The sequence below is a fragment of the Dehalobacter sp. 12DCB1 genome (assembly GCF_004343605.1).
Taxonomy (GTDB): domain Bacteria; phylum Bacillota; class Desulfitobacteriia; order Desulfitobacteriales; family Syntrophobotulaceae; genus Dehalobacter.
In genome coordinates, this window is sequence record NZ_POSF01000005.1 from 76,321 (window position 1) to 100,668 (window position 24,348).

22 protein-coding genes and 1 riboswitch are annotated in these 24,348 nt (G+C 44.8%); of the genes, 7 read left to right on the forward strand and 15 right to left on the reverse strand.

Annotation, left to right across the window (positions count from 1 at the left end; translation table 11 throughout):
• Positions 1-42: 42 nt before the first annotated feature.
• Genes C1I38_RS03065 through C1I38_RS03075 form a run of 3 tightly spaced genes read right to left on the reverse strand, consistent with a single transcriptional unit; the run spans position 43 to position 2,866 of the window.
• The gene (locus C1I38_RS03065; RefSeq protein WP_119776860.1) at positions 43-435 is read right to left on the reverse strand and encodes a hypothetical protein; all 393 of its coding nucleotides are present in this window, start codon (positions 433-435) and stop codon (positions 43-45) included.
• A 27-nt stretch (positions 436-462) separates the two neighbouring features.
• Complete coding sequence (locus C1I38_RS03070) at positions 463-1,533, reverse strand: DegV family protein (protein ID WP_243103761.1); 1,071 nt, start codon at positions 1,531-1,533, stop codon at positions 463-465.
• A complete protein-coding gene (locus C1I38_RS03075; RefSeq protein ID WP_119776861.1) occupies positions 1,487-2,866 on the reverse strand; it encodes a radical SAM protein in 1,380 nt (459 codons plus the stop codon). Before C1I38_RS03075 ends, C1I38_RS03070 begins: the two co-directional genes overlap by 47 nt.
• A gap of 188 nt (positions 2,867-3,054) precedes the next feature.
• Here C1I38_RS03075 and C1I38_RS03080 point away from each other — a divergent pair, with 188 nt between their 5' ends.
• The 3 genes from C1I38_RS03080 to C1I38_RS03090 are packed head-to-tail and all read left to right on the forward strand — an operon-like array spanning position 3,055 to position 5,976.
• Positions 3,055-4,092, forward strand: a complete 1,038-nt coding sequence (locus C1I38_RS03080) for a hypothetical protein (RefSeq protein ID WP_119776863.1) — start codon at positions 3,055-3,057, stop codon at positions 4,090-4,092.
• Positions 4,093-4,119: 27 nt separating this feature from the next.
• Positions 4,120-5,205, forward strand: a complete 1,086-nt coding sequence (gene ytvI, locus C1I38_RS03085) for a sporulation integral membrane protein YtvI (protein ID WP_119776864.1) — start codon at positions 4,120-4,122, stop codon at positions 5,203-5,205.
• 15 nt (positions 5,206-5,220) lie between these two features.
• Complete coding sequence (locus tag C1I38_RS03090; RefSeq protein ID WP_119776866.1) at positions 5,221-5,976, forward strand: prolipoprotein diacylglyceryl transferase; 756 nt, start codon at positions 5,221-5,223, stop codon at positions 5,974-5,976.
• A gap of 101 nt (positions 5,977-6,077) precedes the next feature.
• Here C1I38_RS03090 and C1I38_RS03095 read toward each other — a convergent pair whose 3' ends face one another.
• From C1I38_RS03095 to C1I38_RS03145, 11 genes are all read right to left on the reverse strand, one after another.
• Complete coding sequence (locus tag C1I38_RS03095) at positions 6,078-7,181, reverse strand: DUF2974 domain-containing protein (protein WP_119776903.1); 1,104 nt, start codon at positions 7,179-7,181, stop codon at positions 6,078-6,080.
• Between the two features lie 105 nt (positions 7,182-7,286).
• Positions 7,287-7,871: a dihydroxyacetone kinase transcriptional activator DhaS gene (gene dhaS, locus C1I38_RS03100; protein WP_119776867.1), complete on the reverse strand. Its 585-nt coding sequence runs from the start codon at positions 7,869-7,871 to the stop codon at positions 7,287-7,289.
• Between the two features lie 73 nt (positions 7,872-7,944).
• Complete coding sequence (dxs, locus tag C1I38_RS03105; RefSeq protein ID WP_243103762.1) at positions 7,945-9,819, reverse strand: 1-deoxy-D-xylulose-5-phosphate synthase; 1,875 nt, start codon at positions 9,817-9,819, stop codon at positions 7,945-7,947.
• The gene (locus C1I38_RS03110) at positions 9,812-10,729 is read right to left on the reverse strand and encodes a YidC/Oxa1 family membrane protein insertase (protein ID WP_119776871.1); all 918 of its coding nucleotides are present in this window, start codon (positions 10,727-10,729) and stop codon (positions 9,812-9,814) included. The genes dxs and C1I38_RS03110 overlap by 8 nt, the downstream gene beginning before the upstream one ends.
• Positions 10,730-10,761: 32 nt before the next feature.
• Positions 10,762-11,283: an HD family phosphohydrolase gene (locus C1I38_RS03115; RefSeq protein WP_119776872.1), complete on the reverse strand. Its 522-nt coding sequence runs from the start codon at positions 11,281-11,283 to the stop codon at positions 10,762-10,764.
• A 28-nt stretch (positions 11,284-11,311) separates the two neighbouring features.
• Positions 11,312-13,111: an AarF/UbiB family protein gene (locus C1I38_RS03120; RefSeq protein WP_348980865.1), complete on the reverse strand. Its 1,800-nt coding sequence runs from the start codon at positions 13,109-13,111 to the stop codon at positions 11,312-11,314.
• 95 nt (positions 13,112-13,206) lie between these two features.
• Positions 13,207-13,530 (reverse strand): hypothetical protein, encoded by a 324-nt coding sequence (locus C1I38_RS03125; RefSeq protein ID WP_119776874.1) that lies wholly within the window; start codon positions 13,528-13,530, stop codon positions 13,207-13,209.
• Between the two features lie 15 nt (positions 13,531-13,545).
• Positions 13,546-14,130, reverse strand: coding sequence for a TetR/AcrR family transcriptional regulator (locus tag C1I38_RS03130; RefSeq protein ID WP_243103764.1), 585 nt, complete (start codon positions 14,128-14,130; stop codon positions 13,546-13,548).
• A 168-nt stretch (positions 14,131-14,298) separates the two neighbouring features.
• Positions 14,299-15,006, reverse strand: a complete 708-nt coding sequence (locus C1I38_RS03135) for an isoprenyl transferase (RefSeq protein WP_119776878.1) — start codon at positions 15,004-15,006, stop codon at positions 14,299-14,301.
• Positions 15,007-15,071: 65 nt separating this feature from the next.
• Entirely contained in the window at positions 15,072-15,740 is a 669-nt protein-coding gene (locus C1I38_RS03140; RefSeq protein WP_119776879.1) for a DUF6320 domain-containing protein, read from the reverse strand.
• 17 nt (positions 15,741-15,757) lie between these two features.
• Positions 15,758-17,026 (reverse strand): hypothetical protein, encoded by a 1,269-nt coding sequence (locus C1I38_RS03145; RefSeq protein WP_119776881.1) that lies wholly within the window; start codon positions 17,024-17,026, stop codon positions 15,758-15,760.
• A 591-nt stretch (positions 17,027-17,617) separates the two neighbouring features.
• On the opposite strand from C1I38_RS03145, the gene C1I38_RS03150 reads away from it, so the two are divergent.
• The 3 genes from C1I38_RS03150 (at position 17,618) to C1I38_RS03160 (ending at position 20,789) form a co-directional block, all read left to right on the forward strand.
• Complete coding sequence (locus C1I38_RS03150) at positions 17,618-18,202, forward strand: TetR/AcrR family transcriptional regulator (protein ID WP_119776882.1); 585 nt, start codon at positions 17,618-17,620, stop codon at positions 18,200-18,202.
• Between the two features lie 871 nt (positions 18,203-19,073).
• A riboswitch (cyclic di-GMP riboswitch) is annotated at positions 19,074-19,163 on the forward strand.
• 420 nt (positions 19,164-19,583) lie between these two features.
• The gene (locus C1I38_RS03155) at positions 19,584-19,991 is read left to right on the forward strand and encodes a sigma-70 family RNA polymerase sigma factor (protein ID WP_119776886.1); all 408 of its coding nucleotides are present in this window, start codon (positions 19,584-19,586) and stop codon (positions 19,989-19,991) included.
• A gap of 615 nt (positions 19,992-20,606) precedes the next feature.
• Complete coding sequence (locus C1I38_RS03160) at positions 20,607-20,789, forward strand: hypothetical protein (RefSeq protein ID WP_119776889.1); 183 nt, start codon at positions 20,607-20,609, stop codon at positions 20,787-20,789.
• A gap of 68 nt (positions 20,790-20,857) precedes the next feature.
• Here the strand turns inward: C1I38_RS03160 and C1I38_RS03165 are convergent, their stop codons facing one another.
• Positions 20,858-22,000: a Fic family protein gene (locus tag C1I38_RS03165; protein ID WP_119776891.1), complete on the reverse strand. Its 1,143-nt coding sequence runs from the start codon at positions 21,998-22,000 to the stop codon at positions 20,858-20,860.
• A 299-nt stretch (positions 22,001-22,299) separates the two neighbouring features.
• Here C1I38_RS03165 and C1I38_RS03170 point away from each other — a divergent pair, with 299 nt between their 5' ends.
• Positions 22,300-23,922 (forward strand): recombinase family protein, encoded by a 1,623-nt coding sequence (locus C1I38_RS03170; RefSeq protein ID WP_119776892.1) that lies wholly within the window; start codon positions 22,300-22,302, stop codon positions 23,920-23,922.
• Positions 23,923-24,348: the final 426 nt, after the last annotated feature.

The following is a 24,348-nucleotide window of genomic DNA, read 5'->3' on the forward strand; positions in this document are numbered from 1 at the left end:
CTCACCTTCAGCAAACACATTCGATCTTAGGGACAGTAAAAATCATGTTTTCTTTGTAAACTCCGTATGGCATTTAAAACAGGTGATGGCGACTTTTCCTTTTCCTCTTGGCACGCGCAGCTTTTGTTTGCAATTCGGGCATCTAAAATATTTATAGTTCTGAAAGTCTTTAAAATCTCTGCGTTTTTCATTAAAGTAAGAATACACAGGGCTTAACAACATCATAAATTTATAGTTTTCAAGCCTGCGCTTTTCTATCTGTTTTGACAGCGTTCTGTAAATGCACACCCCCAATGGAGCAAAGCTTAAATACGTTATTTGTATCCGGCCGCTAAATTCGGCTGCCACAATCAGCGGAAAAGATAATACGAGCAGCAACATTGAAAGCTGATCGCATCCGTATCGCCCGGCCATCAATTTTTTAAGCCAGTTCATACGATTTTCTCTTCTTTCATTTACCGATTATTTCCCGCTGCCAAAGAAAAACAGTCCGATCATATCAGGCCCGGTATGGGTGCCAATGATCGGCCCGACATTGCTGATAATTACATCCTTAACAGCAAACCTCTGCTTTACCATAATTGAAAGGATTACCGCGTCGTTGAAGCTGTCTCCGTGGCCGATGAAGATTGTCTGCTCCTTCGGCTTAACACAGGATTCCTCCATATGGGCGACAAGCGATTCAAGCGATTTTCGGCGTCCACGTGTTTTTTCGCGTAGGACAAGACCGCCTTCCTTATCAACATGAAGAATCGGTTTTACCGAAAGCATAGTACCTACTACGGCGGATGCGGCACTCAGTCTGCCCCCGCGCTTCAAATGATTGAGGTCGTTTACCGTAAACCAATGGCACAGGTGATTGTGGTTTTGAAGCACCCAATCATTCAGCTCGTCTATGTTCAATCCTTCCTGTTTTTTAAGCGCGGCGTGGTATACAAGCATACCCTCTCCTGCGCTGGCACAACGCGAGTCCACGCAGTACACCTTTCGCTCAGGATACTTTTCCATCAATTCTTTTGCGGCTATTACCGAAGATTGATACGTGCCGCTTAAGCCCGATGAAAAGGCTATGTAGAGAATATCCAGCCCGCTTTTCAATACAGGCTCGAAATAATCCCCAAAATCCGAGCTGTTGATCTGCGATGTTTTAGCCATTTTCCCCGAGCGGAGCATTTCATAGAATTTGGAATATCCAAGCTCTCTGCCGTCAGGGTAATGCTGATAGCTTTTGCCTTCCATTTCAAAATACATGGGAATAACGGAAATATGATGAGCGTCAATGAGCTCTGCCGGGAGGTCTGACGCGGCATCGGTAAAAATAACATAATCTTTTATCATATAAGCTCCTTGCTCTGCGGCGCACAAATCCAAACAAAGGCCCCGGCCGGAGCGTGGGGCTTTTCGGACATGCGCCGCGGCTGCCACTTTATCGGCGGGCGGCACGCCGGATTGGATCTTTCGGTCTGAAGGAAACCCGTGGTTTCCGTCAAACCGCCTGCCGCGCTTTGATGCCGCAGTCAGAACAATGGTCACAACCGTGCGACTCTGCCCATAGCCTTTCCGCCGTCACGGCCCAATTTTCGGCGGCGTGGTCACATTTTGCGCTTAAATCACGGACATCCTCCGGCTTTATCATATCTGTGGATTTTGCGCCGGATGCTTCGATCATGTCAACAATACGCTCTGGATTGTCGAGCAGGGGGCAGGGACGCAGATGGTTCTCATTGAAGGGCTGATTCTTGTGGTATTGCATGAACAGCGGAGATTGCAATGCATCAAGCAAGGTTTTTTGATGGATATTGGAGTCCGCGTAATGGATGAACGCGCATGGCTCGATGTCGCCGCCCGCGTTGATATGCAAATATCTCCGGCCGCCCGCAATACAGCCCCCGGCATATTCGCCGTCGTTCCAAAAGTCCATAGTAAACAGCGGCTTTGTTGTCCGGAATTTGCGAATCTGCCGATACATGAATTCCCGTTGATCTGCGGTTACCATCAACTCGGGAGCAGCATCGACACTTACCGGCATATAGGTAAAGAACCACGCAAACTTCGCGCCTTTCCCGATCATGTAGTCGAAAAACTCTTCACTGCCGATTACCTCTGTATTATGGCTCGTATAACAAAGGGAAGCGCCAAAGACAAGCTTTTTACGCTTGAGGAGCTCCATGGCACGGATGACTGCCTGAAAAGTCCCCTTGCCACGCCGGGAATCCGTTGCATCTTCAAAGCCTTCAATACTTATTGCAGGTACAAAATTCTTTACGCGCAGCATTTCGTCTGCGAACTCCTCATCGATTAAGGTACCATTTGTAAAGGCAAGGAACTCACAGTCACTGTGTTTTTCGCAGAGACGGATGATGTCTTTTTTGCGAACGAGCGGCTCGCCGCCGGAATAGACAAAGAAATATACCCCCAGTTCCTTGCCCTGCCGGATGATGCTGTCCAGCGTCTCATAACTCATGGACATCTTGTTCCCATATTCGGCCGCCCAGCAACCTGTACATTGGAGGTTGCAGGCTGAGGTGGGGTCCATCAGGATCGCCCATGGTATGTTACAGTCGTACTTTTCCTTGTTGACCTCCTGTATAGGAAATCCGATAAAGTTTTCATTTAATATGAAGTTATTGAAAAACGCCTTCCGCACCCCAGGATCAACATCCGTCCACATGCTGAGAATCAGCTTATACCAGTTATTGTCCTTATCCTCGATGACCTTGCGGACTGCGTTTAACTGCCCTTTCATGGTCTCCTTCTTATCAAAACGATCCATCCAGTCCATGAGCTTCGGGACATTCTTTTCAGGATTGGAATTCAAATAGGCATACGCCAGTTTCAACCCTGTGGAACCGATAATGTTGTTCATAATATAACCTCCGATCAAAGTTTATCTTAAATGAAGTCTACCATATTGCAAATTTTGAGTAATTAGACAGAAAAAGCATGTGTAAAGAAACTTTACACATGCAGATTTCTGTCAATAGAGTACATCGCTATTTCAGGGTAATATAAAAAATATAAGAACGGAAGTATCTTATAAGGAGGGAGCTACTCATGTTGGAACTACAGCATAGGCTGATAAGGCAGACAATCAATATTGCTGTCAGTAAAGCGATGGAAGATATGAAAAGCAATACAAGGCGAAGCATAAGAAACCTGATCGATTTAGGTCTTCTTTTTTCAACAAGTGAAAATCAGAAATGGTTTTTCAATACCGCCAAAAAGGTCATATCCAATCCGCAAAATCCCTACAACGCGCTGGCCGCCAGAATGATAGCCGACGTTGACAACGATACGATCAAAAAAGTAGGGCTGAACCTGGGGTACAACAGCCTGACCTATGGAGCAAATAAACTACGGAAACGGCAGGAGGCAATGGATCGTCCGTTTCCGTGGCTATTGGTTTTCGATATTTCTGAATCCCACCCTGATTTTTTTCATCAAATAGAGAAGCTCATACGCGAAGGGCAGGAGCTGGGTATTTACAGCTATATCTTCTGTCTTCATGAGGCAAACGATATTGCCGATCTGTGTGGAATCGTAAAGCAGTTTGACGAATGCCTGTTTGTATTCAAAGCGCCTTCCGCTCTGATTACGGATCAAACCGCCGCTTCCCTGCGGGGAATCCATAATGCCGTGGTTTGCGTACAGGCGTTGGACGGGGATCTAAAAAGCGAAAGCTGTGTAAACGCCTTCAGGATATTAAAACAAAACCGCTGTCTGTATGGTTTTCATTTAACCTATAACGAGGATAACATGGAAAAAGTGACCGCGCCGGAATACATCCGCTCCGCAATTGCTCTTGGCATTCTGTTCGGCATGTATATTGCCGATGCCGGCGTTTCCTCTTTGTGCCAGGATGCTTTGTATGCTTTCGCATGCTCCGAAAGAGGGGAAAAGGGTCAGCCGTTGATAACGCTTGAATGGTTAAGCGATATGCGCCATGTCAGCGGGAAAATCCTGTCCGGTTGCGGATACATGGTGATAAGCTCGGCGGGGAATGCCTGCTGTGTATTCAAGAAGGTGAAATACGCCTTTGAGAACTCGCTTCTTGAAATGCTTCAAGGCATGCAGCCCTGTACAAGTTCTTAAATCATGTTCAACAAGGAAGTTAATATTATGATAGTGGAAAAAAGAAAGAACTTTATTATCAACGTCATTTATTTTGCCTTAATCATCGCCATTGGGTATATTGCAATAAAATATGTGCTTGGTTTGCTTATGCCTTTTATTATTGGCTTTATAGCGGCTTTACTGTTAAAGCCGGTAATCAATTCTGTGTCCGAAAAATGGCATATCCATAAAAAAGTTGTCGCCGTTATCCTGATTCTGCTGTTCTATGGCGCGGCAGGCTTTTCCCTGTCCTGGATCGGCGTAAGGCTGATCATGGCGCTGAAAGATGGAATCGTCCAGCTTCCGGAAATGTATTCGACGAATATCGAACCCGCGATCTATGAGCTCTTTGAAAACGCGGAAAAACTCATAGAGAGGCTCGATCCCCTGATGGTTCAGGCAATTAAGGATATGGCGGTTTCATTATCGCAATCCGTGGGGTCGGTCGTTTCTAATATTTCCTCAAAAGCGATTGAATTCATATCATCTGCGGTATCTTTCATGCCCGGCCTGTTCTTATCAATTATCTTCGCAGTCATTTCATCCCTGTTTTTTGCTATGGATTACAGTAAAATTACAGGGTATATCGCAGGGCTGTTTCCGGTCAAAAATCGGAATCTATTAGTTGAAATAAAAAAATTTGCCACCGGCATCGGTTTAAAATACGTACAGGCTTATGCAATTTTAATATCCATAACATTTGCCGAGCTTGCTTTGGGGCTCTCTCTCTTGAGGGTGGACGGGGCGATCACCGTGGCCGCGCTGATCGCTGTCATCGACCTACTGCCCGTGCTTGGCACGGGCGGCGTTGTCATTCCGTGGATCATTATTGAACTGATAAAAGGCAACATGCCGTTTGCTTTCGGACTCGCAGCGCTATACCTTATCATAACCGTAGTCCGCAATATATTGGAGCCTAAGCTGATAGGAAAGAAAATCGGGCTGCATCCCCTTGTCATGCTGATATGCATGTATGTCGGATTAAAAGTCTTCGGATTTATCGGCCTTTTTGTTTTGCCTGTTGCCGTAGTGATCGTGAGGCATCTTTATGATAACGACAAAATACATTTTTTCGGGCAATATCCGCATTAAGGAGGCTATAATCGCATGTATAATGAAATATTCAAAATAGGTTTCATATCAATACACGGCTATGGGCTAATGATAGGGATAGGCATCTTATGCGCCTTGGTAATAGCGGGGAAACGGGCGAAAAAAAAGGGCCTTGATGCGGATTTCGTGTATAGTTTAGGAATGGTATCCCTTGTATTCGGATTTATTGGCGCAAAATTGCTTTATTGTATAGTCGAAATAAATGTGTTTCTCAATGAGCCTATGCGCATTTTATCCGGAAGCGGTTTTGTACTATATGGGGGTATCATTGGCGGCATATTAGCGGCAATGATATATTGTAAACTCAAAAGATTTAGTTTTTTACAATACTTTGATTTGACAGCGCCATCCGTAGCACTGGCACAGGGGTTTGGACGAATTGGCTGTTTTCTTGCCGGATGCTGTTATGGACGTGAAACAGATACCGCTATTGGTATCGCATTTCACAACTCGCCTATTGCACCCAACGGCGTTAAGCTTATACCAACTCAGTTGTTTTCAAGTGCGGGGGACTTCCTGATTGCTGTCGTGTTGTTAGTATATGCACGAAAAGGCCGAAAAAGGGGGAAGGTCGGGGCTTTATACCTCGTTCTTTATAGTGTGGGAAGATTCATAATAGAATTCTTTAGAAACGATTACAGAGGCAGCATAGCAATCCTGTCAACATCTCAGTTCATATCTCTAATAATTTTGGCAATTGGCACAGTAATGTTTTTTATGGGAAAACTGCCTTGGACTAACAAAGAATGAATTTTTCAGCGCGTTTTACAGCATGAGCGCACTTCGCGCAAGGAGATAGAAAGACTGGCTGTATATCTTAAAATAAAAGAGCTTGTTTTCGGTTCTCAGGCTTATTGCAAATTCTCCGATCTTATCTCCCGTATATTTTTTACAGCCAAAACAAACAGCGCCTTTATGGTTTGAAAAACAAACGCTTTCGTCTCAACATCGATATCTTTAATCGCATCCAGCACGGCAGCGGCTTTTCGGGGCCAATCTCCTGTCAGGTCATAAAATGTGGTAGCGTTTGTTGCCTGGATAATCTGAAAAAGGGTATTCACAAACAGCTCCCGTTTCTCGTCGTCAAAGGAGTTGACCCATTGGTTCAACGTCCCGTTCATATAGAGCGCACTTTTTTTCATCGACTGCACGTATTGAAAATCATTGCCGTCAACAAGCCACGAAAAAGGATCGTGCTGCATGAGCCAGACGCGGTTGCTTTTTACTACGGAATAATTTTCCTGATGTTGCAAAAGCATCCCGATGACGGATGACTGCGGCAGGGTCTTATGAATTCGATCTTGTATAACCCCATATTCATTGCTCAGAAAAACCTCATCCCTGAATCCAGGCCCGTCATGACTAAAAATCTGCGTGATCCTTTCCTGTGCGGTTGGGTGGCATTTTATGGAGGAATAGACCGCGATATTTCCTCCTTTTGAGTGTCCACCAATTTTTAAGGGGTATGAAATTCTGTCCGCGACGGCATTCAGATAGGAAACCCCTTCTTCCTGCGACGGAACGGGGCTGATAAAGGCCATATTAAAGTCCTCTTTCCATCCGACAAAGGATGAATCGGTTCCGCGATAAGCGATATAAGCCGAACCGTCATCCAGCAAAAACGTAACGGCTGAAAACTGCTTTTCAGTCTCGGGATCTGTTTTATTGACATAGAAAATCACTTTCATGTCACGAAACCTTGAACTGCCCGCAAGCGCAAAGAACAGGCGCTGGTTGTTTTTACTGTCCCATGTATTATGAAACAGCGCGTCTGTGTTATCCATATCCGCTATTTCTTTTATGCTCATCGGCGTCGCAGCATCGGACAGGCCGGAAGCGAAACCGTCAAAATTCAGATAGGCCAGTTTGGATAAAATCAGGCTGTCAACCCCGCCAAATTCCATGTTTATAAAAGGTTTGTTTTCTTCTATTGCATAATTGATGATGTTTTTCATATCATTCGCTCCAATTTCGGCCGGGAATATATTAAAAGCAGCGCGCACCGTTAAAAACTCGGACACCATAGAATGAAAAGCGCTGTGTGTTTATAGCGTTCATTCCTATTTTATCGGATTTTCCGCGGAGGTCTTTTCGCTTTGGCTTTCCAGCTCATAAAGAATGCTTCCGTCAAATAGAGATCGTATCTGCGCAATAAATTCCGTTGGCTCCTCTTTCATACCATTATTGGCCCATCGCACAATCATGCCGACAAAAGCGGTGGAAATAAATTCAGCGATAAATCCCCATTTTTCCTCTTCAAATTCCGTGCCTTTGATGTTCTCTATGACGGCAACCGAAATATCGCGGATGTAATTATGCAGATATTCCTGAAAGGAGTTTTGTCCGGTTGTGTTAAGCGCTTTCATATAGAACGTCTTGTTTTGCCGCATATAATTGCACAAATCCTTCAGACCGTCCGTCCAATGCTCGACCGTATCGTAAGAGCTCATAAAACGGGCGGTCTCCGTATAATAAATCCAGTTCATGAGGTCGTATTTATCCTTAAAATGATAATAGAAGGCTTGCCTTGTCAGCCCACAATCATTTACAATATCGCTCACGCAGATCTTGCTGAAGGCTTTCTTAGCCATCAGTCCCTTTAAGGAATTGGCAAGGGCCAGCTTTGTAATGTTTGAATCCGACATGACAAACCTCCTCTCTCCAAGCCTGACATGATGTATATCACATCTTCATGACCACAATCCTTGCTATGATAATCTACTTGTTTTTTCCTAAAAACGCTGTGATTTCCCGGATCAAGGAATCCGGATCGAGCTGATACAGCTTAAACAGCTCATCCTGTTTGCCCTGCCCGATAAACTGATCCGGAAAACCAAACAGCTTTATGTCGGGCTTAAGTCCATGCCGGTTCAGCATTTGCAGAACACCGCTTCCGAGGCCCGAAACGATGCTGTGATCCTCTATCGTTACCGCCTTTTTTGTCCTCATGACGGAGTCGATAATCAACTCCTCGTCCAGAGGTTTTACAAACCGCGCGTTGATTACATCAGCGTAAATACCTCTGCCTTTCAACTCCGCTGCAATTTGAAGAGAAACTTCCACCATTTTCCCCGCCGCAATAATGGAAATGTCGTTCCCTGTACAAAGCTTGATCCCTTTATGGAAGCGGACGGGCTCCCGCATTTGCGCCAATAGCGCCGCGCCGTTTCCTTTGGGGTATCTGATGGCGATGGGGCCGTTATGCTCCAGAACGGCGTATCTGAGCATCTCTTTTAGTTCCGCATAATCGCAGGGAGAAAGGATAGACATATTGGGAATATGCGTGAGAAAAGACAGGTCATAGATACCCTGATGCGTTTCTCCGTCCTCGCCGGTAACACCCGCCCTGTCTATTGCCAGCACCACATGCAAATTTTGCATGGCGACATCATGGATGATCTGATCATACGCCCGCTGCAAAAACGAAGAATATACCGAAAAAACAGGGATCAGCCCGCCTTTGGCCATACCCGCGGCAAAGGTCACGGCATGCTGCTCGGCAATCCCCACATCAAAAAATCTTTTCGGATACTTTTTAGAAAATTCCACAAGTCCCGTGCCGTCCCGCATGGCGGCGGTAATCGCTATAAGCTCGTTTTTTTCTTCGGCAAGCCTTAATATTTCTTTTCCGAAAACATCCGAAAAATTGTCGTCTTTATGATTATGAATTTTACCTGTTTGGATTTCAAAAGAGGATACGCAGTGAAAGGCGTCGGGATTTTCCTCCGCAGGTTTATATCCTTTTCCTTTTTTCGTATGAACGTGTATCAATATCGGCCCTTTTATGAATCTGGCTTTTGAAAATATACGGATAAGTTCGTTAATATCATGGCCGTCTATGGGGCCGAAATATCGGAAGCCAAGATCTTCAAACAATGTTCGCTGCATAATTAGGTATTTAACCGAACTCTTGATTCTGTCCAATCCTTCGACAAGGCTCGTGCCAATACCGGGTATCCTGGAAAAAGCCTTTTCCAAAACTTCCTTCATCTTAAAATAGGCAGGCTCCGATCTTATTTGCGATAAATGTCTTGAAAGACCTCCTACATTTTTGCTTATGGAAAATTCATTGTCGTTTAAGACCACAATCAGATTATTGAGCGATCTTCCGGCGTCGTTGAGCGCCTCGAAAGACATCCCTCCTGTGAGCGCCCCATCACCGATTACGGAGATTACCGAGTAATTCTCTTTTTTCAGATCCCTTGCTTTTGCGAATCCAAGAGCGGCGGATATTGAAGTGCTGCTATGCCCCGTATTGAAAACATCATGTTCACTTTCCTGTGTTTTCGGGAAGCCGGAGATACCGCCCAGCGTTCTGAGCGTATTAAACCGCTCTCTTCTTCCCGTAATCAATTTATGTGTATAGGACTGATGCCCGACATCCCATATGATTTTATCCTTTGGGGAACTGAAAACATAATGAAGCGCAATCGTGAGTTCTACCACGCCCAAATTGGAAGCCAGGTGACCACCTGTCCCTGAAAGGGTTTCTATCAGATACGCTCTGCTCTCGTCCGCCAGTTGTATTAATTGATCCGACTTCAACCCTTGTATATCGCCCGGATCGGAGATCTGCTCCAAGAGATTATCCACCCTCGATTGTCCTTTCCTTCACTGCTTTATTTGCTGCGCTTGAATTCGGCGGCTTTTTTATTACAAATCTGTTCATAAACATTTGCTGCGCGATCTGATAGACGTTCCCGATAATCCAGTAGAGGCCCAATCCGGCAGGTACGGTAAAAGATATAAAACCGCTCATGACGGGGGACATCAGGAGCATATTTTTTTGCATGGATGACTGCATCTGATCGCCGCTTGTCTGAGGCGTCGCCTGCATGGAGTATTTTGCGGATATATAGGATGTGAGAGCCGACAATACAGGTATCAGAAGCAGAAGGAAACTATGTATGCCCACGCCGGGATTTATATAAACGCTGGGATTCCAGGCGGGTATCGCTCCGAGATTGATCCCCAGGAAATCCATGTTGAACAAATCTGCCGGTTTCAGCAGATGGGCGACCTTCTCCAGCAGCTCCGTATGTCCGCTGAAATAAGCGATGATACTCAGGTCTTTCATATTCGCAAGCTTGTCGGCCCCCTGCGGTACCATTTCATATAGCTGTCCTATTGCCTCCGCGGATATTCCGGCCATGTATTTCAGCGGCTGCGAGATCACATAATACAGCGAAAACAAAACCGGCATCTGTATCAGCAGGGGAAGGCAGCCCCCGGCAGGGCTCACCTTATTCTCCTGATATAGTTTCATCAGTTCCGCACTTTGCTTTTCCTTGTCGTCTTTATACTTCTTTTGAATTTCCTGCATCTGCGGCTGAAGCACGCCCATTTTTGAGGTCGATTGAACCTGCTTTATGGTCAGGGGAAGCATCAGGGATTTTATTACGACAGTAAAAAGTATGATCGCAATCCCATAATTTTGGAACGCAATGTGATCATAAATAAATTTTAAGACGGCTCCCATAGGGCCCGCGATAATATCAAACATCCTTTTTCTGTTCCTTTCCTGAGGAAAGCGCGCTAATAACACAACAGGCTTTGAAGCCTGCGTACATTTTTCCGTTCTCCGAAATCAAAAATCTCCATAAACGCGCAATATTTGTCCGCCGCGATGACAATGCAGGTCTCCTTATATTTAGGCAGCTTTATCGTCATAGGCCACATATGCTTGCATATAACGTCCTGTTCCAGTTCGCTTAAATGGAAATATTTATTCGCATTTTCCAGCGCAACGCGGGGGTGTGTGAACCCGTGCAACCCCTCATGCGATTTTTTGATATGCCAGTCGTACAGGAAAAAATCGTGAAGGAGCCCGCCTCTGGCCGCGGAGCGGTAATCAAGGCCCAGCCTTCTGCAAACAAGATAGCCGCTGTATGACACATAAATACAGTGCTCCAGGCAGTCGATATCGCCATGCTGTATATAATTTTTCATTGACTTGACCATATCATGGTCAATCAGGTCGTGGATACACTCGATATATTCCTGATCGTCAGAGGAATCCGCCTTTAAACGTAATTTTGAGATAATCCAATCTACCACTCCGGATGCTCCTTTCGCATGATGATTTTCAGCGCCTTGACCTGAACATGGAAATCACAAGCCCTAAAACGATAACGGCGGCAAACGCCAGGCCTGTTTTGAGTACGGTAATATTGAAAACAACCATTTCGCCGCTTGTATTCGCGCTGAGGCCGGAGCTTATAAGGACACCGGCGATGATGATGCTTACGGCAAGCAATATCACGCTGAAAGATATTCTGTTGAAAATCCGTTCCAATCGCTTTTTAAGGTCATCCATCTCTTTCATCTCAAAAGGAACGGTAAAGTCCTCATCCTCCGCTTTGCGCAGGAGGTTTCGCATGGCAACAGGGAATTCAGTGAGCAGGTTCCCATAATTGAGCAGGTTCTTTTTTATTTGGCTTTTCACCTTATCGGCCGAAAACGACTGGTAAATCAGCTTTTTTGCAATGGGCTCCGCCACGACAAAGGAATTAAGATCGGGCGCCAGCTTTTCCAGCAGCCCTTGAAGCGTTCCCAGGGTTTTGGCGAGCAGCGCGAATTCACGCGGTATTTTCACATGGTTTGAAAACGCCGTCTGAAAGACTTCCTGAAGCAGCTCGTCAATCTTTATCCCGCTCATCGGCATGGTCAGGTATTTTTCGATGATTGCGCCGATACCCCTTTCAAAATTTTTAACATTGCGGCGGTCAGGCATGGCGTCCATATCAAGGATGGAGCTGACCACCAGGCCGGTGTCTTTGGAGGCGACGCCAATAAAAAAATGGGAGATCATTTCTTTGCGGGTTCCACTCAGGCGGCCTACCATCCCCAAATCGAGAAATATGATCGTCCCGTCCGTCAGAACCTGAATATTGCCCGGATGCGGGTCTGCGTGGAAAAAACCGTCCCGGAGCACCTGGTTGCATATGGACGCTGCAAGCCTCTCTGCGAGCTCCCCGCGGTCGATACCCGCCTGATCCAAGGCATCGGAATCGCTGATCTTGATACCCTCAACATATTCCATAGTAAGCACGCGTTTTGTCGTGTATATCCATCTTATCTTTGGAACTGCAACGCCTTCATCCTGGCTGAAATTGCGCAGGAAGGTATCGGCGTTTTCTCCCTCTTTCGTAAAATCCAATTCATTTTGTATTGTCTTTTCAAACTCCGCCACCATTCCACTGAAATCATAGAGTTCTCCATATTTCGTGCGATGGTCGACAAAATGCGCCAAATTCTTGAGAATATCCAAATCCAGATGGATGATGTCTTCAATGTCCGGTCTTTGAACCTTTACGGCGACCTGTTTCCCCGAAACCAACCGTGCGCGATGGACTTGGGATATTGACGCCGAGGCGACAGGCTGCTCGTCGAATTCTTTATAGATATTTTCCAGATTATCATCAAATTCAGCTTCAATGAGCGCTTTTACCCTGGAAAAAGGGAAAGGTTGCACCGAATCCTGCAGCTTTTTAAGCTCCTCGGTAATATCAGCTGGTAAGATATCCCGCCTTATGCTTAAAATTTGGCCCAGCTTGACAAACGCCGGTCCCAGTTCTTCCAAAGCCAGCTTCAGCCTTTTCCCGGCCGAAGTCCCGGCAATATCAGGCGTGGTGCCGGCGTCTGAAACTTTGCCTTTTATCTTTAAAGGGTACCGGAGCCCAAACCGCTCCAGCATCAGCCCGAAACCATGCTTTGTAAAAACAGCGATGATCTCCCTGTATCTCCTTGCGTGAATGCGCTTATAATGCATCTTATCAACCCTATCCTGCCATCCCGCGGCATTGCAAAAGATGATCCGTTTCATCCGCGCAAACGGACGGAGCGGACGCTCTTTTGGAATTAAGTCAAAGGGGAAAGGACGCATACCAACCTTTCATAAGTCAGTTAAAACGCCTTACGGTTGCTCCGCGTCCTTTCCCAAATCTGCCGGTTTTCCAACATCCCGGGGTATTGCTCCCTTTACTTTGTGTCCTCGTTTTCCCGAAGCGCCTGCCGTACTTGTTCCCGCACAATTTCTGTGATTTCTTCCTTTGTGACGAGGTCTTCCTTTTTTGCCACGTTCACATGACCCAGGGCATTTGTAACCTCCTCAGAAATCAGCTTTTTCAGCTCATCCCTCTGCTCTGCGCCCCTTTGCACAAGTTCTCCGGCAAATTGACGGGCGTCTTTTTTTGCCACCTCGCCTTTGCCAACCAACTCTTCCACGAACTCCTCCACCTTTTCCCGTGAATACAGCAATAGTCCCAAGCCCAGGTTGACCGATTTTTCAAATGAATTTGACATGACACATACTCCTTTTTAATTTAATAAATTTTCCGCCAGATTTAAGGATTCAAAGGCGCTATCCCTGTCGGAGCCGAGTATTACTTGAATGGATGTCCCAAATAGCGCGCCGAACGCTAATTGCGCTATGCATTTGGGAGAATACCGCTGCAAACTTTTGCCCGCTATCGTGTCAACCGGCAGATTTCTTTCGATGATTTCCGTGATGGCGTTAAACAAGCTGTCCAGTTGTTCCCTGAAAGACGGAATCCATAAAGCCTGGGCTGTAAAATCAATAAAAAGCCTTAAAAGCTTTGGATTATCTCTAATCAGTTCCTTAAAGTATCTCACAAGAGACGCGAGTTTATCCTTTGCAGCCGCTGTAGATTTTAGAGTAGCCTCGATTTCACTTAAGTATTGATCCATCATCATATTGATGACTTCACTGAATAAATTTTCTTTATTCTTGTAGTAATATGCGAGCTGGCTCAATGCGACACCGGCCTCATCGGCTATATTGCGCATGGACACGTTCGCATAGCCATTAGCAGAAAGGCAATCATAGGCCGTATTAAGAATCTTCGCTGATGTATCTTCTTTTTCTGTTTTTCGTTGCATCATTACACCTCCACGCATAGTTCGGACGACCGTTCTAATTCTATCATATTGTTTTACCTTTGTCAAACGATAAGATTTTTTCCTCGCTATTATGAATGAATCAGGCAGGCCAAAAATATACAGTAAACGTTACTCTTACCGCCGGGTTTACTTTCGGCAATGAGCCGCCTACTAAATTACATTACCAAAACGTCTCTCCTGAGTGAGGTATGCTTCTATAATCTTAATGAGTTCTTCTTCTGTGAAATCTGGCCAAAGTGTATCGATAAAGAATAATTCGGTATATGCCATCTCCCATAATAAATAATTGGATAGTCTGCTTTCTCCTCCGGTACGTATGAGCAGATCAGGCTCCGGTATATTTGCCGTATCCAAATAAGCAGAGATCGTTTTCTCTGTGATATTTCCTTGTAAAATAGAAGTATCAGCCATCATCTTTTGGATTGCCCTTTTAATTTCATCCCTGCCACCATAATTAAATGCTACCTGCAGGTGTAAACCCTGTTGCGAGCAGGTCATGGCTTCTGTCCGGGAAATGATATCCTGGAGGGAGGAATTTAACTTTGACTTATCACCTATTACAGTAAGCCTGATTTTATTCTCCATGAATTCCGAACAGGTATCTTTCAGGTAATTATAAAGAAGCTCCATTAAGAAAGTTACCTCTTCTTCAGAGCGTTTCCAGTTTTCCGTCGAAAAAGCATAGACGGTCAGATATTGAATACCCAACCGGCTGCAAGCCTCTGTCATTCTCCTTAAATTTTCACAGCCTTCCTTGTGCCCATAGATTCTTGGCATCAGCCGTTTTTTTGCCCATCTGCCGTTCCCATCCATAATCATAGCAACATGGACAGGCATATCATTTTTATATTCCATCATCCTTGCCTCCACCAAAAAACAAAAGACCCTTATTGTTTATATCAATCATATCTTGCGATATCATTTTAAATATGCATTTTTTTGTTCAATTCCTTTATCATATTTTCTCCCTGAAAGATGAATATTGCTGACAGAAAGATAATACTGACCGCAACACATAGGATGGACGGGTAAGGCGTTTTTACCCCGTCAAGCAGAAGAGAAATGATTGGGATGATACCAAACAAACAATCCAACATGGCATAGGTAATATATTCCCTGATACTGAGCTTCATAATCTTTGCCGTTATATACATAACCAGTTCGGCCGACACGCATACAATCGGTATTAAATAATCCAATGACCAGCCCTTCCAGCCCGTCTGCCAGTCCCAAAAAACAGACAGCAATGACACAACGGCCACCTGCCAGATGATGGTTTTCGGTATATTATGCCCTTTCCGCACAACGACGATTAGTCCAATCCACATACTGATAAGTCCGAATATAACGAATATCGGCCAATTCCCAGCGGCAGGAAAAATCTTCTGAATAGTAACACTGGCTACTACTGCGGTAAAAGATATAAATACCAAAATCCGGATTGCCAGATGGCTCTCGTACGCTCGCGGTATATCGGGGAATATCTCTTCCCGGGCAAAGTCAGAGTTGGGCGTTAAAAGAGTGTTGCCGCATAATACGCATTTTTCTTCTCTTCCCCGGATGCGGATCCGGCACTCACTGCAATACTGCATTCGGCTTATCCTTTCCCTCAGATATTGGACGATATCTCAATCTCAATTTCAGCCTTTGAAAGCAGCCGAAAAAACGTTCTTTGGATATTGGTTTCCCGATATGGGGAGGAAATGCTCACGACCAATCTGTCACCGTAGGAGCACAAGGTCATCTGGGGCCTTCTGGCACTGATGCAGGCAGAAAACTGCCGGATAGCGGAATGAAGTTCCGTGGGCATGGATATCTTCCCAAGATTGGATACCGTTGATGTTGTTTGTCTTCGCGCTAAACCGGCAACAATCCGGAGAATGAGATCTTTTATTGGTAAGGGTATAATACGGGTAAGCAGGTTTTGTTCCATTGCCATATATTTATTTGACCGATTATTCAGATACTCCACTGTAATATACTTCTTAAAATGATCACTCACACTCTCAATCACAGTTTTCAAGTCATCAGTGTCCTTCTCATAGCTGTAACCAATATTAATGCAGCTGAAAAAATTTCTTGCCGTGACCGACTCGTAATATTGCCGCAGGTTGACCGGGACAGTCAAAATCACCGGATGGATCTTCTTTCGCGCATGCATATCCTTACCGATTGCGTAAATGTATAACGATGTGAGAAAGACTGTCAGCGTTGTATGATATTTATGGGCCTCATTCAAAACATTCTGGGTGGACATAGAACCTTCAATCAGATTTAATCTGTTATCGGCCCGTCTCACCCCGTGAATTTGATACGCCCTTACAGCTTTTGGGGTTTGCATTTTACTGTTCTTTTGACTGCCGCCGACAAAATATTTATCGAAGCTGTCATCCATAAGCCCACTTATTGAAGAATGATCATTGACGAGAATCGTATTCGCAAATTTTTCTTCATGTTTGAACATCAAATAGTAATATACGAGGGCTTGAAGAAAACGGACGGCCCCGGTGCCATCGGAAAGAGCGTGAAATACCTCAAGATTGATTCTGTTTTTATAATAAATCACCCGAAACAATAGGTTGTTTTTATGTCCCAGATAAATTGGCGCGCATACCGTGTCTGATTCGATCTGGACTTCCGGCCTGATATCGCTGGCTTCAAGATAATACCAGAATATTCCCGTTCTCATGACAGACCGATAGAGAGGGTAATCATCGATAGTCCTATCCAGCGCTTTCTGCAGAAATTCGGAGTCTACCGCTTCATACAATTCACAGACAAGCCGAAACACCTTGGGGTCTTTTACACTCCAGGTTGCCGGAAATATTTTTGAGGCATTTTCAAGGCTTGTCCATTCGATATCTTTTTGATGCTTCATATCCTTAATTCCATTTCAACGCTGTGCGTCATAATAAGAACCACTTGCCCGGATTCTCATCAGCCCATAGAAAATTACTTATGATTTATATTATACAAAAAACGTATGAGCGTGCTTTTATAGCTGTTTTTCAATACGATTCATTGTTGTCCCCGTTTGTGCTGCTACACAGACATATTACAGCCATACTGTGCGAAGAGCAAATATTTTCGAAAAAAGCCATTTCTTTACCCAATATTATTATATAAAAAGATAAAATATATATTTACCGGAAACGCCAATAATCATTTTTATCCAAAATACTATCATATGATTTTCGGGTATTTCATGGGTTTATCCTTGAAACATAATCGTTACCGCAAACCCGCCGACGAAACAAAGAAAGTTCGTTTATGGGCTAAGTCGCTCCACGCAGTAAAACCAAGCTATCATAAGGTTTGTATTTGCCAAGATAGTAAACGTCTGTTGCTTTTTACCCATGTGTTTATTATAATATGATTAATGAACGGTTGCAATGGTTATTCGAGAGAGCATGTGATGCTTATGCCACAATACGCGCTATATTTGTTTAGTATTTGATGGGGAGATATTATGAGCGATATACGCAATAATGACCGAGTGGATCGGCGCTGTATTAAAACGAGGAAAGCGATTAAACAAGTTTTTATTCGGCTTATGACAGAAAAAGATATCAGCGATATTACAATCAAAGAAATTGCGGACCAAGCAGATATCAACAGAAAGACTTTTTATTCCCATTATACAGATGTGAACGGGGTACTGGATGAAATAGAAAACGATATATTGGAACAACTTTGTGGAATAATTGAGAGCTTTGATATTCAGAAGGCCATCTATGACCCTTATCTGATCTTTAAGGAACTGACCAATATCATCAACGATGATTTCGACTTCTATAAATATTTCCTTCAATCCACGTCTGACAGCAGGTTACTGGAGAAAATAAAACATATACTGAAAAATAGGATTATCGAACTTGTGGGACCCGAAATAAATAATAAAAAAATGCTGCCATATGCAATTGAGTTCGCAGTATCCGGTATCCTATCCATATATAGAGAATGGTTCAATTCTGATCGGACGTATTCACTGGAAGAAGTGTCTGCTTTTGCAGGTTCATTGACTTTTAATGGATTATATGCGATTTTTAGATAAAGAAGCGGCATAATTAAACAATGGCGAAAAGTCTTCCAAGCGGCTTTTCGCCATTGTTTTTACATCCATGCGCGGATATCTTCTATAAAATAATTGAACGGAGGCAGTTACCTTGGGACGGTCTCCTTCGTTCTGTTTTCATAGCAAAGCGGTGGAACTAAACTGAATAGTAAAGCAATATTCATCTTTTTAGCGTAATCCTCATCATCTTCTTGTACGGGAAGCTTTATACCGCAGTATATTCAGAATAAAATGATGTAGATAAGGATGTCGTTCTGATCGGAACGACATCCTTTTTTGTCGTTTTTGCGATTTCCCTATAACTTTTCTATAACTAAACTATAACTTTTCTATAATATTTCCAGTATTCTTAAAGTGATAATAGGATAATTATAACCATCAACCTTATAGCAAATAGGTTCATATCTGGTTAGCTATGGCGTAGATGCAACATGGAACGCTGCACGATGGTAACAAAAAGCCATTGTTTCAGCATGGATTTAACGTCCTGTTTATGCAAGTAGTAGCTGTTTTTGCTATACTGGTGCTTCGTGAATACATTTTCAAAGCCACAAAATACTGGCGAGAACATAGGTACAAGCGGCACTTCTAAGAACAACCAAAGGTATAAATAGCTTGGATAACGAAAGAAAAAAGCAGTTGGACAAGCTCTATAGGCTTAGTCCGAAAGAAAGATATATTTTATTGCTTTTCTGCTGGCAGAGATTTTCTCTTAAACGAATTGCCAAAACAATAAGCCTGCCAGTGTTTATAACAAAAAAACGTCTTTATGCTGCGTTGAATAAGGCTGTGAATTCTTTGGAGGTGTGAGTATCGCAGCCGCTTGAACATAAATCAAAAATGAATAATCTTATGTTAAGGGCAAACCCGCCGAAAGGCGGGGACGCAAAGCCAAAGGGTCTACGACGCTTAAAAGCGTTATGATAGCCTGGTTGCCAAGTGTTGCATGCGGAAGCCTGCCCTTTTTTGGGCAGGCTTTTGTGCTGATGATCCATTTGCAACTTTTGATGGATGTTTTTTGTAATGGCTATTTAGGCCCCCGACTTTCGCCATTTGCTATGAGCGAAAGGGGTATCGGACATGTATTGTAACCAATCCCATAGGAGACTGAAATAAAGACGAAGGATTTCGTACATATTCATGTTTCCTTATAATTTCATACAAAAGTAAAAACCTGGTGATTTGCACTGTGCAAATTGCTGGGTTTTTTCTTTCGACTTTTTTCTTCCTATTTCGACCAGTTTCTACCAATCTTTTGGTTATACGGATTTACACAGTAGATACTGACCGTCCCCGTTGCCGCTCTCCTCCGCTCTCCATTTTTCGATTTCTAAAATTCGAAAAAATGGAGGACTATATCATGTCTGAGCAAAAAGAATACACCATTATTGTAAAAGGTAAACGAGTCCCAGTGACTCGAAAAGTATATAAAGCGTACTACAAGGAATACGAATATGCCCGGAATATCACCAGAAAGGCAAAGAAGCATGAGCTTTCCTTGGAAAAATTAAAGGAAGATGGCGTAAACCCCGCTTATATGTGTACTTCGCCATCTCCGGAGGACATGGTCATCCAAAAGGAAACCCAGGCTAAGCTACACAAAGCGTTATCTTCTTTGCCGAAGGACGAGCAGAAGCTCATTTATGAGTTCTTTTATAAGAAAAAGAGTGAGCGGGAGCTTGCGGCAGAAACCGGAATACCGCAGAAAACCATCAATGACCGGAAGCACCGTATCTTTGGCAAACTAAAAGAACTTATGGAAAAGTAAAAAAAATCCGCTCAATCCCCTCATTTCTTCCTTATAGAAGTGAGGGGATCTTTTTTCTTCCCCTCAAGGGTTCTTTGAAAATTGAATATCCGATGACCTGAATACGTTAGCTGACGGACCCAAAAAGGGAAAGCGACCCCGGAGGATGCGCCAAGACCACCTGTAAAAGGACAGATGAAACACGAAGCCACAATTTTTTGTTCATTCATTCCTGTTTCTTTTATCAAAGACGGCCAAATAAGGTGCAAAGCGGTACCCATCCGTCCGGAAAACAGCCGATGGCAAGCTGTTTCGCAATGATCCCGTCAGCCTATAATGATACTTCTGCCCAGTCACAGCCCCCCTTGACCGGGGGATCACGCAATGAGGGCAGCCGGCAGAGATCCTGGCGGGGGTGAGATTCCCATGATGCGGCTTAGCCGGCCGCAGTTCAGGCCGTCGCCCAAGGCTCGGGAAGTAGTGTCAAATAGAGCCATAAGCAGAAAAAACAAAGACTTAATGTCAGAAGCCATGAGGGTCGCCCAAAAGCAGGTGCGTCATGCGCCTAACTTCATTACAGGGCGGCCCTTATGTTTGTGCCATTAAAACATCTACAAACATAAGGAGGATTTACTTATGATGAACGCAGTAAAGGATACCGGAAAGAGCAAAGTAGTCACCATATCCGTCAGCGGACATCCAGTAACGATCAGCTTTGCTGATGAGTACAATCCGCATATTGCGAATATCGTAAAAAATGCGCTGATTGACTCCTATATTCGGAAAAACATCCCGCATTCTCTGGAGACGATGGCTTAATGGCGCGCTCCATAAAAAGCGGCCACAGTAATGAATACTGCGACCGCTTTTTGCTTTGCCCCGCTTGATTAAGTGTCTTTGCGCAGAATATCCAAATAGGCGCTGTAAGCAAAGATTCGCGTCCGGCTGGCTTTGTCTGTTTGTATCAAAATGCCCTTTTCCATGAGAACGGTCACGGCTCTTGAAACAGCGTTATAGGACAAACCGAGCGCTTCCGCGGTCTTCTTGATTTCGATGATCGGACTTGTTTCGAGATAGCGGAAGACCTTCAAGACGGTCTGCGTTGTTCTGTCCGGCGCACCGATCTGAGCAATACTCTTATCGTGCAGTTCTACCAGCCGGTCAATCGTCGTCACCGCATCCAACGCGGACTCGTGTATCGCCTGTAAAAAGAACTTGATCCATTGCTCATAATTGCCCTTATTGCGCACCTCGGTCATGCGGTCGTAATATTCGATCCTGTTCTTTTTGAGAAAATACGAGATGTAGAGTGCCGGTGTGGTCAAAACCCCTTTCTCCATCAAAAACAAGGTGATCAGCAGCCTGCCCACTCTGCCGTTGCCATCCAAGAACGGATGGATCGTTTCAAACTGATAATGGATCAGCCCCGCACGAATCAGAGTGTCGAGGTCGTCGTCAGCATTGAGATATTTCTCCAAGTCCGACATGGCGTCCTGCATATCATCGGGCGAGGGCGGGATATACCTGGCGTTGCTTAATGTACTCCCTATGCCGCCAATCCAATTCTGCGATGTACGAAATTCGCCAGGACTTTTTTCCTGCCCCCTTACGCCCTGCATTAAAACCGCATGCGTCTCCTTCAGGAGTCGATTGCACAGCGGCAGCTCCTTCAGCCTTTTGATCGCAAACTCGGTCGCCTTGATATAATTGATGACATCCGCGACATTGCGATTGACGTTTTCATCGAGCATTGGGTTCAGGACATCATCAAGCGTTGCCTGTGTGCCCTCTATCTGTGAGGACAACAATGCTTCCTTCCGAACATACATAGTGACGAACAAATCCACATTGGGAATTCTCATGGCGATGCCGGCTAACAGAGTGATTTGATTATTGGCCTTTACGAGCAGTTCAACCGCCTCATTATCCAGCGTGATCGTTGGGACGGGTGGCAAGGCCGCAGGCACAAAGGATTTATATGCCATATCCCCGGACAAATTGTTTTTAAGAGTTCCGGATCTTTTCTCCATCTTAGCTCACTCCTTTAAGTGAAATAACTGTACATATTATAACTCTTTTATTTCCTCTAATCAAGAGTTGGTGAAATATATCCGTTTATATTATGCTCATTATTTCATCAAATTATAATAACGAGAAATATGGAGGGAGAAAAATTCGCCTTTATTTCATCGGAATTCTCGCTTTTGTATAGCTATCTTCGGCCAAGTGTGCGATAATCGGATTGGCGAATACCGTGTTCCTTGATAACTGAATAGTGATCAAGTGTCCGATCTTCTCACACAATTTTTATGAGAGGACGGATACTAAAATGGCTGAAAGAGTTTATTGTTTATACAGGGTTTCCACATTAAAGCAAGTGGATCACGACGATCAAAACCAAGCTGATATACCGATGCAGCGCAAATCCTGCCATGAGTTCGCCGACAGAATGGGCTGGACGATCATCCATGAGGAACAGGAAAACGGTGTGTCCGGCTTTAAGGTCAGCGTTGCTGATCGAGATAAGGTCAAGCTCATACAGGAGCACGCAAGGCAGGGCAAGTTCGACATTCTGCTGGTCTTTATGTTCGACAGGATCGGTCGTATTGCGGAGGAAACGCCCTTCGTGGTGGAACAGCTTGTCGAATCCGGCATCAGAGTATGGAGCGTCAACGAGGGAGAGCAACGGTTCGATTCCCACACCGATTTTCTCACCAACTACATCCGCTACTGGCAAGCCAGCGGCGAGAGCAAAAAGACCTCCATAAGAACCAAAACGGCATTAGGTCAGATGGTGCAAGAGGGCAGGTTCCGTGGCGGCGGTGTACCATACGGATATCACCTCGAAAAAAGTGGTGTCATCAACAAGCGAAAACATGAGGTTTTCAAGCTCGTCATTGACGAGGGCGAAGCCCGCAACATCCGCATGATGTTTGACCTCTGCATAGGCTCCGGTTATGGCAGATGGAAAATCGCCACCTTCCTCAACGATCAAAGAATCAAAACCCGCGCCGGTGAGAATTGGCACGAAGCCACGGTGGGACACATCCTGCACAATATCATGTACATCGGTGTTCTGCGAAGCGGCAAAACCAAGTCGGAGATTTTTGATGAACTGCAGATTATCGATCCCGCCAACTTCAACCTCGCACAACAGCTCATGGCAGAGCGCGTCAACGAGTACAATGAAAACCGCACCATGCCTCGCAACACCAGCGGTCAATCCCTGCTGTCCGGTAACATCTTCTGCGGGCATTGCGGTGGCAGACTGACGTTGACCACCAATGGAACGGTGCGAAAGAACGCTGCCGGAGAGGAAATCAGCCGCAAAAGAATCCGGTATGTCTGTTATAATAAGACGCGCAAACGTGCCGAGTGCGACGGGCAGACCGGATACACCATGCACATCCTCGACGGGGTGGTGACCGATGTTCTGCATCAAGTCTTTGACCGAATGAAGAATGTCAGCGAGAAGGACATCATAGGCCGTACACACCGCATGGCTGCAGTTAGTTTGGGCGAGCGCATCGGCAAAGCCAAAGCGGAATGCGCCAAGACGACCAAAGAGTATGAATCCCTTAAAACCGAGGTCATCAAGGCCGTGCAGGGGCAAAGCAAGTTCCAGCTTGATCTCTTGTCCGAGCTGGTAGATGACGCTCGCGCTAAGATGATGCAGGCCAATGAAAGGCTCACCGAGCTCAACAGCGAGCTTGAAAACAGCAACAGCAAGCTGGCTGAGATCAAAGCAGACTACGACCACATCCTCGCGTGGTCGGAGCTCTTCGACGATAGCGACATGGCGGTAAAAAAGATGATCGCTGGACACATCATCAAGCGCGTCTATGTTTACTCCGATTACAGGCTCCACTTTGAATTCAACATTAACTTCGCCCAATTCGACCTCGGCCTCGACATACCTAATGAATATGACGATCTGCCACTTGCCCAATAAACGAAAAGCCCTGCCCGAAAACAAAACGGCAGGGCAATATATTCAGCCTCTCCAGATTGACACCTGTTCTCAGAATGGCTACAATAGCGATATCGGATATTATAATGAATTTGGGGCGGATTGTTGCTTGGCGGGTGTTTGATGGAGTTATACCTCGAAATGTCATTGCGGGGTGTTCCACCGATCTGGTGGGAGAGCGCTTGAATGGCATTCAAGAGGTCGCCGGTTCGATCCCGACTACCTCCACCATTACAGCTTCATTCAGTGATACAAGGTGACTCAAAAATTTTTTTGACTATATTTAACGTTATAATACGGTAAGTATGGAAAAAATTTAAGGATTGAAAAGTTGAGACAGAAATGTTAAGATGACAATCCTGCCGCAGACGATGTTTGTGGTCAACCAAATCGGAAGTTAAAATGCTA

What these genes read in the sequence shown, in the direction of transcription:
- C1I38_RS03135 (WP_119776878.1), bottom strand. Translation starts at nt 15,006, where the DNA reads ATGATGGAATATAAAAATGATATGCCTGTCCATGTTGCTATGATTATG.
- C1I38_RS03150 (WP_119776882.1), top strand. Translation starts at nt 17,618, where the DNA reads ATGAGCGATATACGCAATAATGACCGAGTGGATCGGCGCTGTATTAAA.
- dhaS (WP_119776867.1), bottom strand. Translation starts at nt 7,871, where the DNA reads ATGTCGGATTCAAACATTACAAAGCTGGCCCTTGCCAATTCCTTAAAG.
- C1I38_RS03080 (WP_119776863.1), top strand. Translation starts at nt 3,055, where the DNA reads ATGTTGGAACTACAGCATAGGCTGATAAGGCAGACAATCAATATTGCT.
- C1I38_RS03125 (WP_119776874.1), bottom strand. Translation starts at nt 13,530, where the DNA reads ATGTCAAATTCATTTGAAAAATCGGTCAACCTGGGCTTGGGACTATTG.
- ytvI (WP_119776864.1), top strand. Translation starts at nt 4,120, where the DNA reads ATGATAGTGGAAAAAAGAAAGAACTTTATTATCAACGTCATTTATTTT.
- C1I38_RS03170 (WP_119776892.1), top strand. Translation starts at nt 22,300, where the DNA reads ATGGCTGAAAGAGTTTATTGTTTATACAGGGTTTCCACATTAAAGCAA.
- C1I38_RS03130 (WP_243103764.1), bottom strand. Translation starts at nt 14,130, where the DNA reads ATGATGCAACGAAAAACAGAAAAAGAAGATACATCAGCGAAGATTCTT.
- C1I38_RS03075 (WP_119776861.1), bottom strand. Translation starts at nt 2,866, where the DNA reads ATGAACAACATTATCGGTTCCACAGGGTTGAAACTGGCGTATGCCTAT.
- C1I38_RS03145 (WP_119776881.1), bottom strand. Translation starts at nt 17,026, where the DNA reads ATGAAGCATCAAAAAGATATCGAATGGACAAGCCTTGAAAATGCCTCA.
- C1I38_RS03095 (WP_119776903.1), bottom strand. Translation starts at nt 7,181, where the DNA reads ATGAAAAACATCATCAATTATGCAATAGAAGAAAACAAACCTTTTATA.
- C1I38_RS03090 (WP_119776866.1), top strand. Translation starts at nt 5,221, where the DNA reads ATGTATAATGAAATATTCAAAATAGGTTTCATATCAATACACGGCTAT.
- C1I38_RS03165 (WP_119776891.1), bottom strand. Translation starts at nt 22,000, where the DNA reads ATGGAGAAAAGATCCGGAACTCTTAAAAACAATTTGTCCGGGGATATG.
- C1I38_RS03110 (WP_119776871.1), bottom strand. Translation starts at nt 10,729, where the DNA reads ATGTTTGATATTATCGCGGGCCCTATGGGAGCCGTCTTAAAATTTATT.
- C1I38_RS03140 (WP_119776879.1), bottom strand. Translation starts at nt 15,740, where the DNA reads ATGCAGTATTGCAGTGAGTGCCGGATCCGCATCCGGGGAAGAGAAGAA.
- C1I38_RS03065 (WP_119776860.1), bottom strand. Translation starts at nt 435, where the DNA reads ATGAACTGGCTTAAAAAATTGATGGCCGGGCGATACGGATGCGATCAG.
- C1I38_RS03120 (WP_348980865.1), bottom strand. Translation starts at nt 13,111, where the DNA reads ATGCGTCCTTTCCCCTTTGACTTAATTCCAAAAGAGCGTCCGCTCCGT.
- C1I38_RS03155 (WP_119776886.1), top strand. Translation starts at nt 19,584, where the DNA reads ATGTCTGAGCAAAAAGAATACACCATTATTGTAAAAGGTAAACGAGTC.
- C1I38_RS03160 (WP_119776889.1), top strand. Translation starts at nt 20,607, where the DNA reads ATGATGAACGCAGTAAAGGATACCGGAAAGAGCAAAGTAGTCACCATA.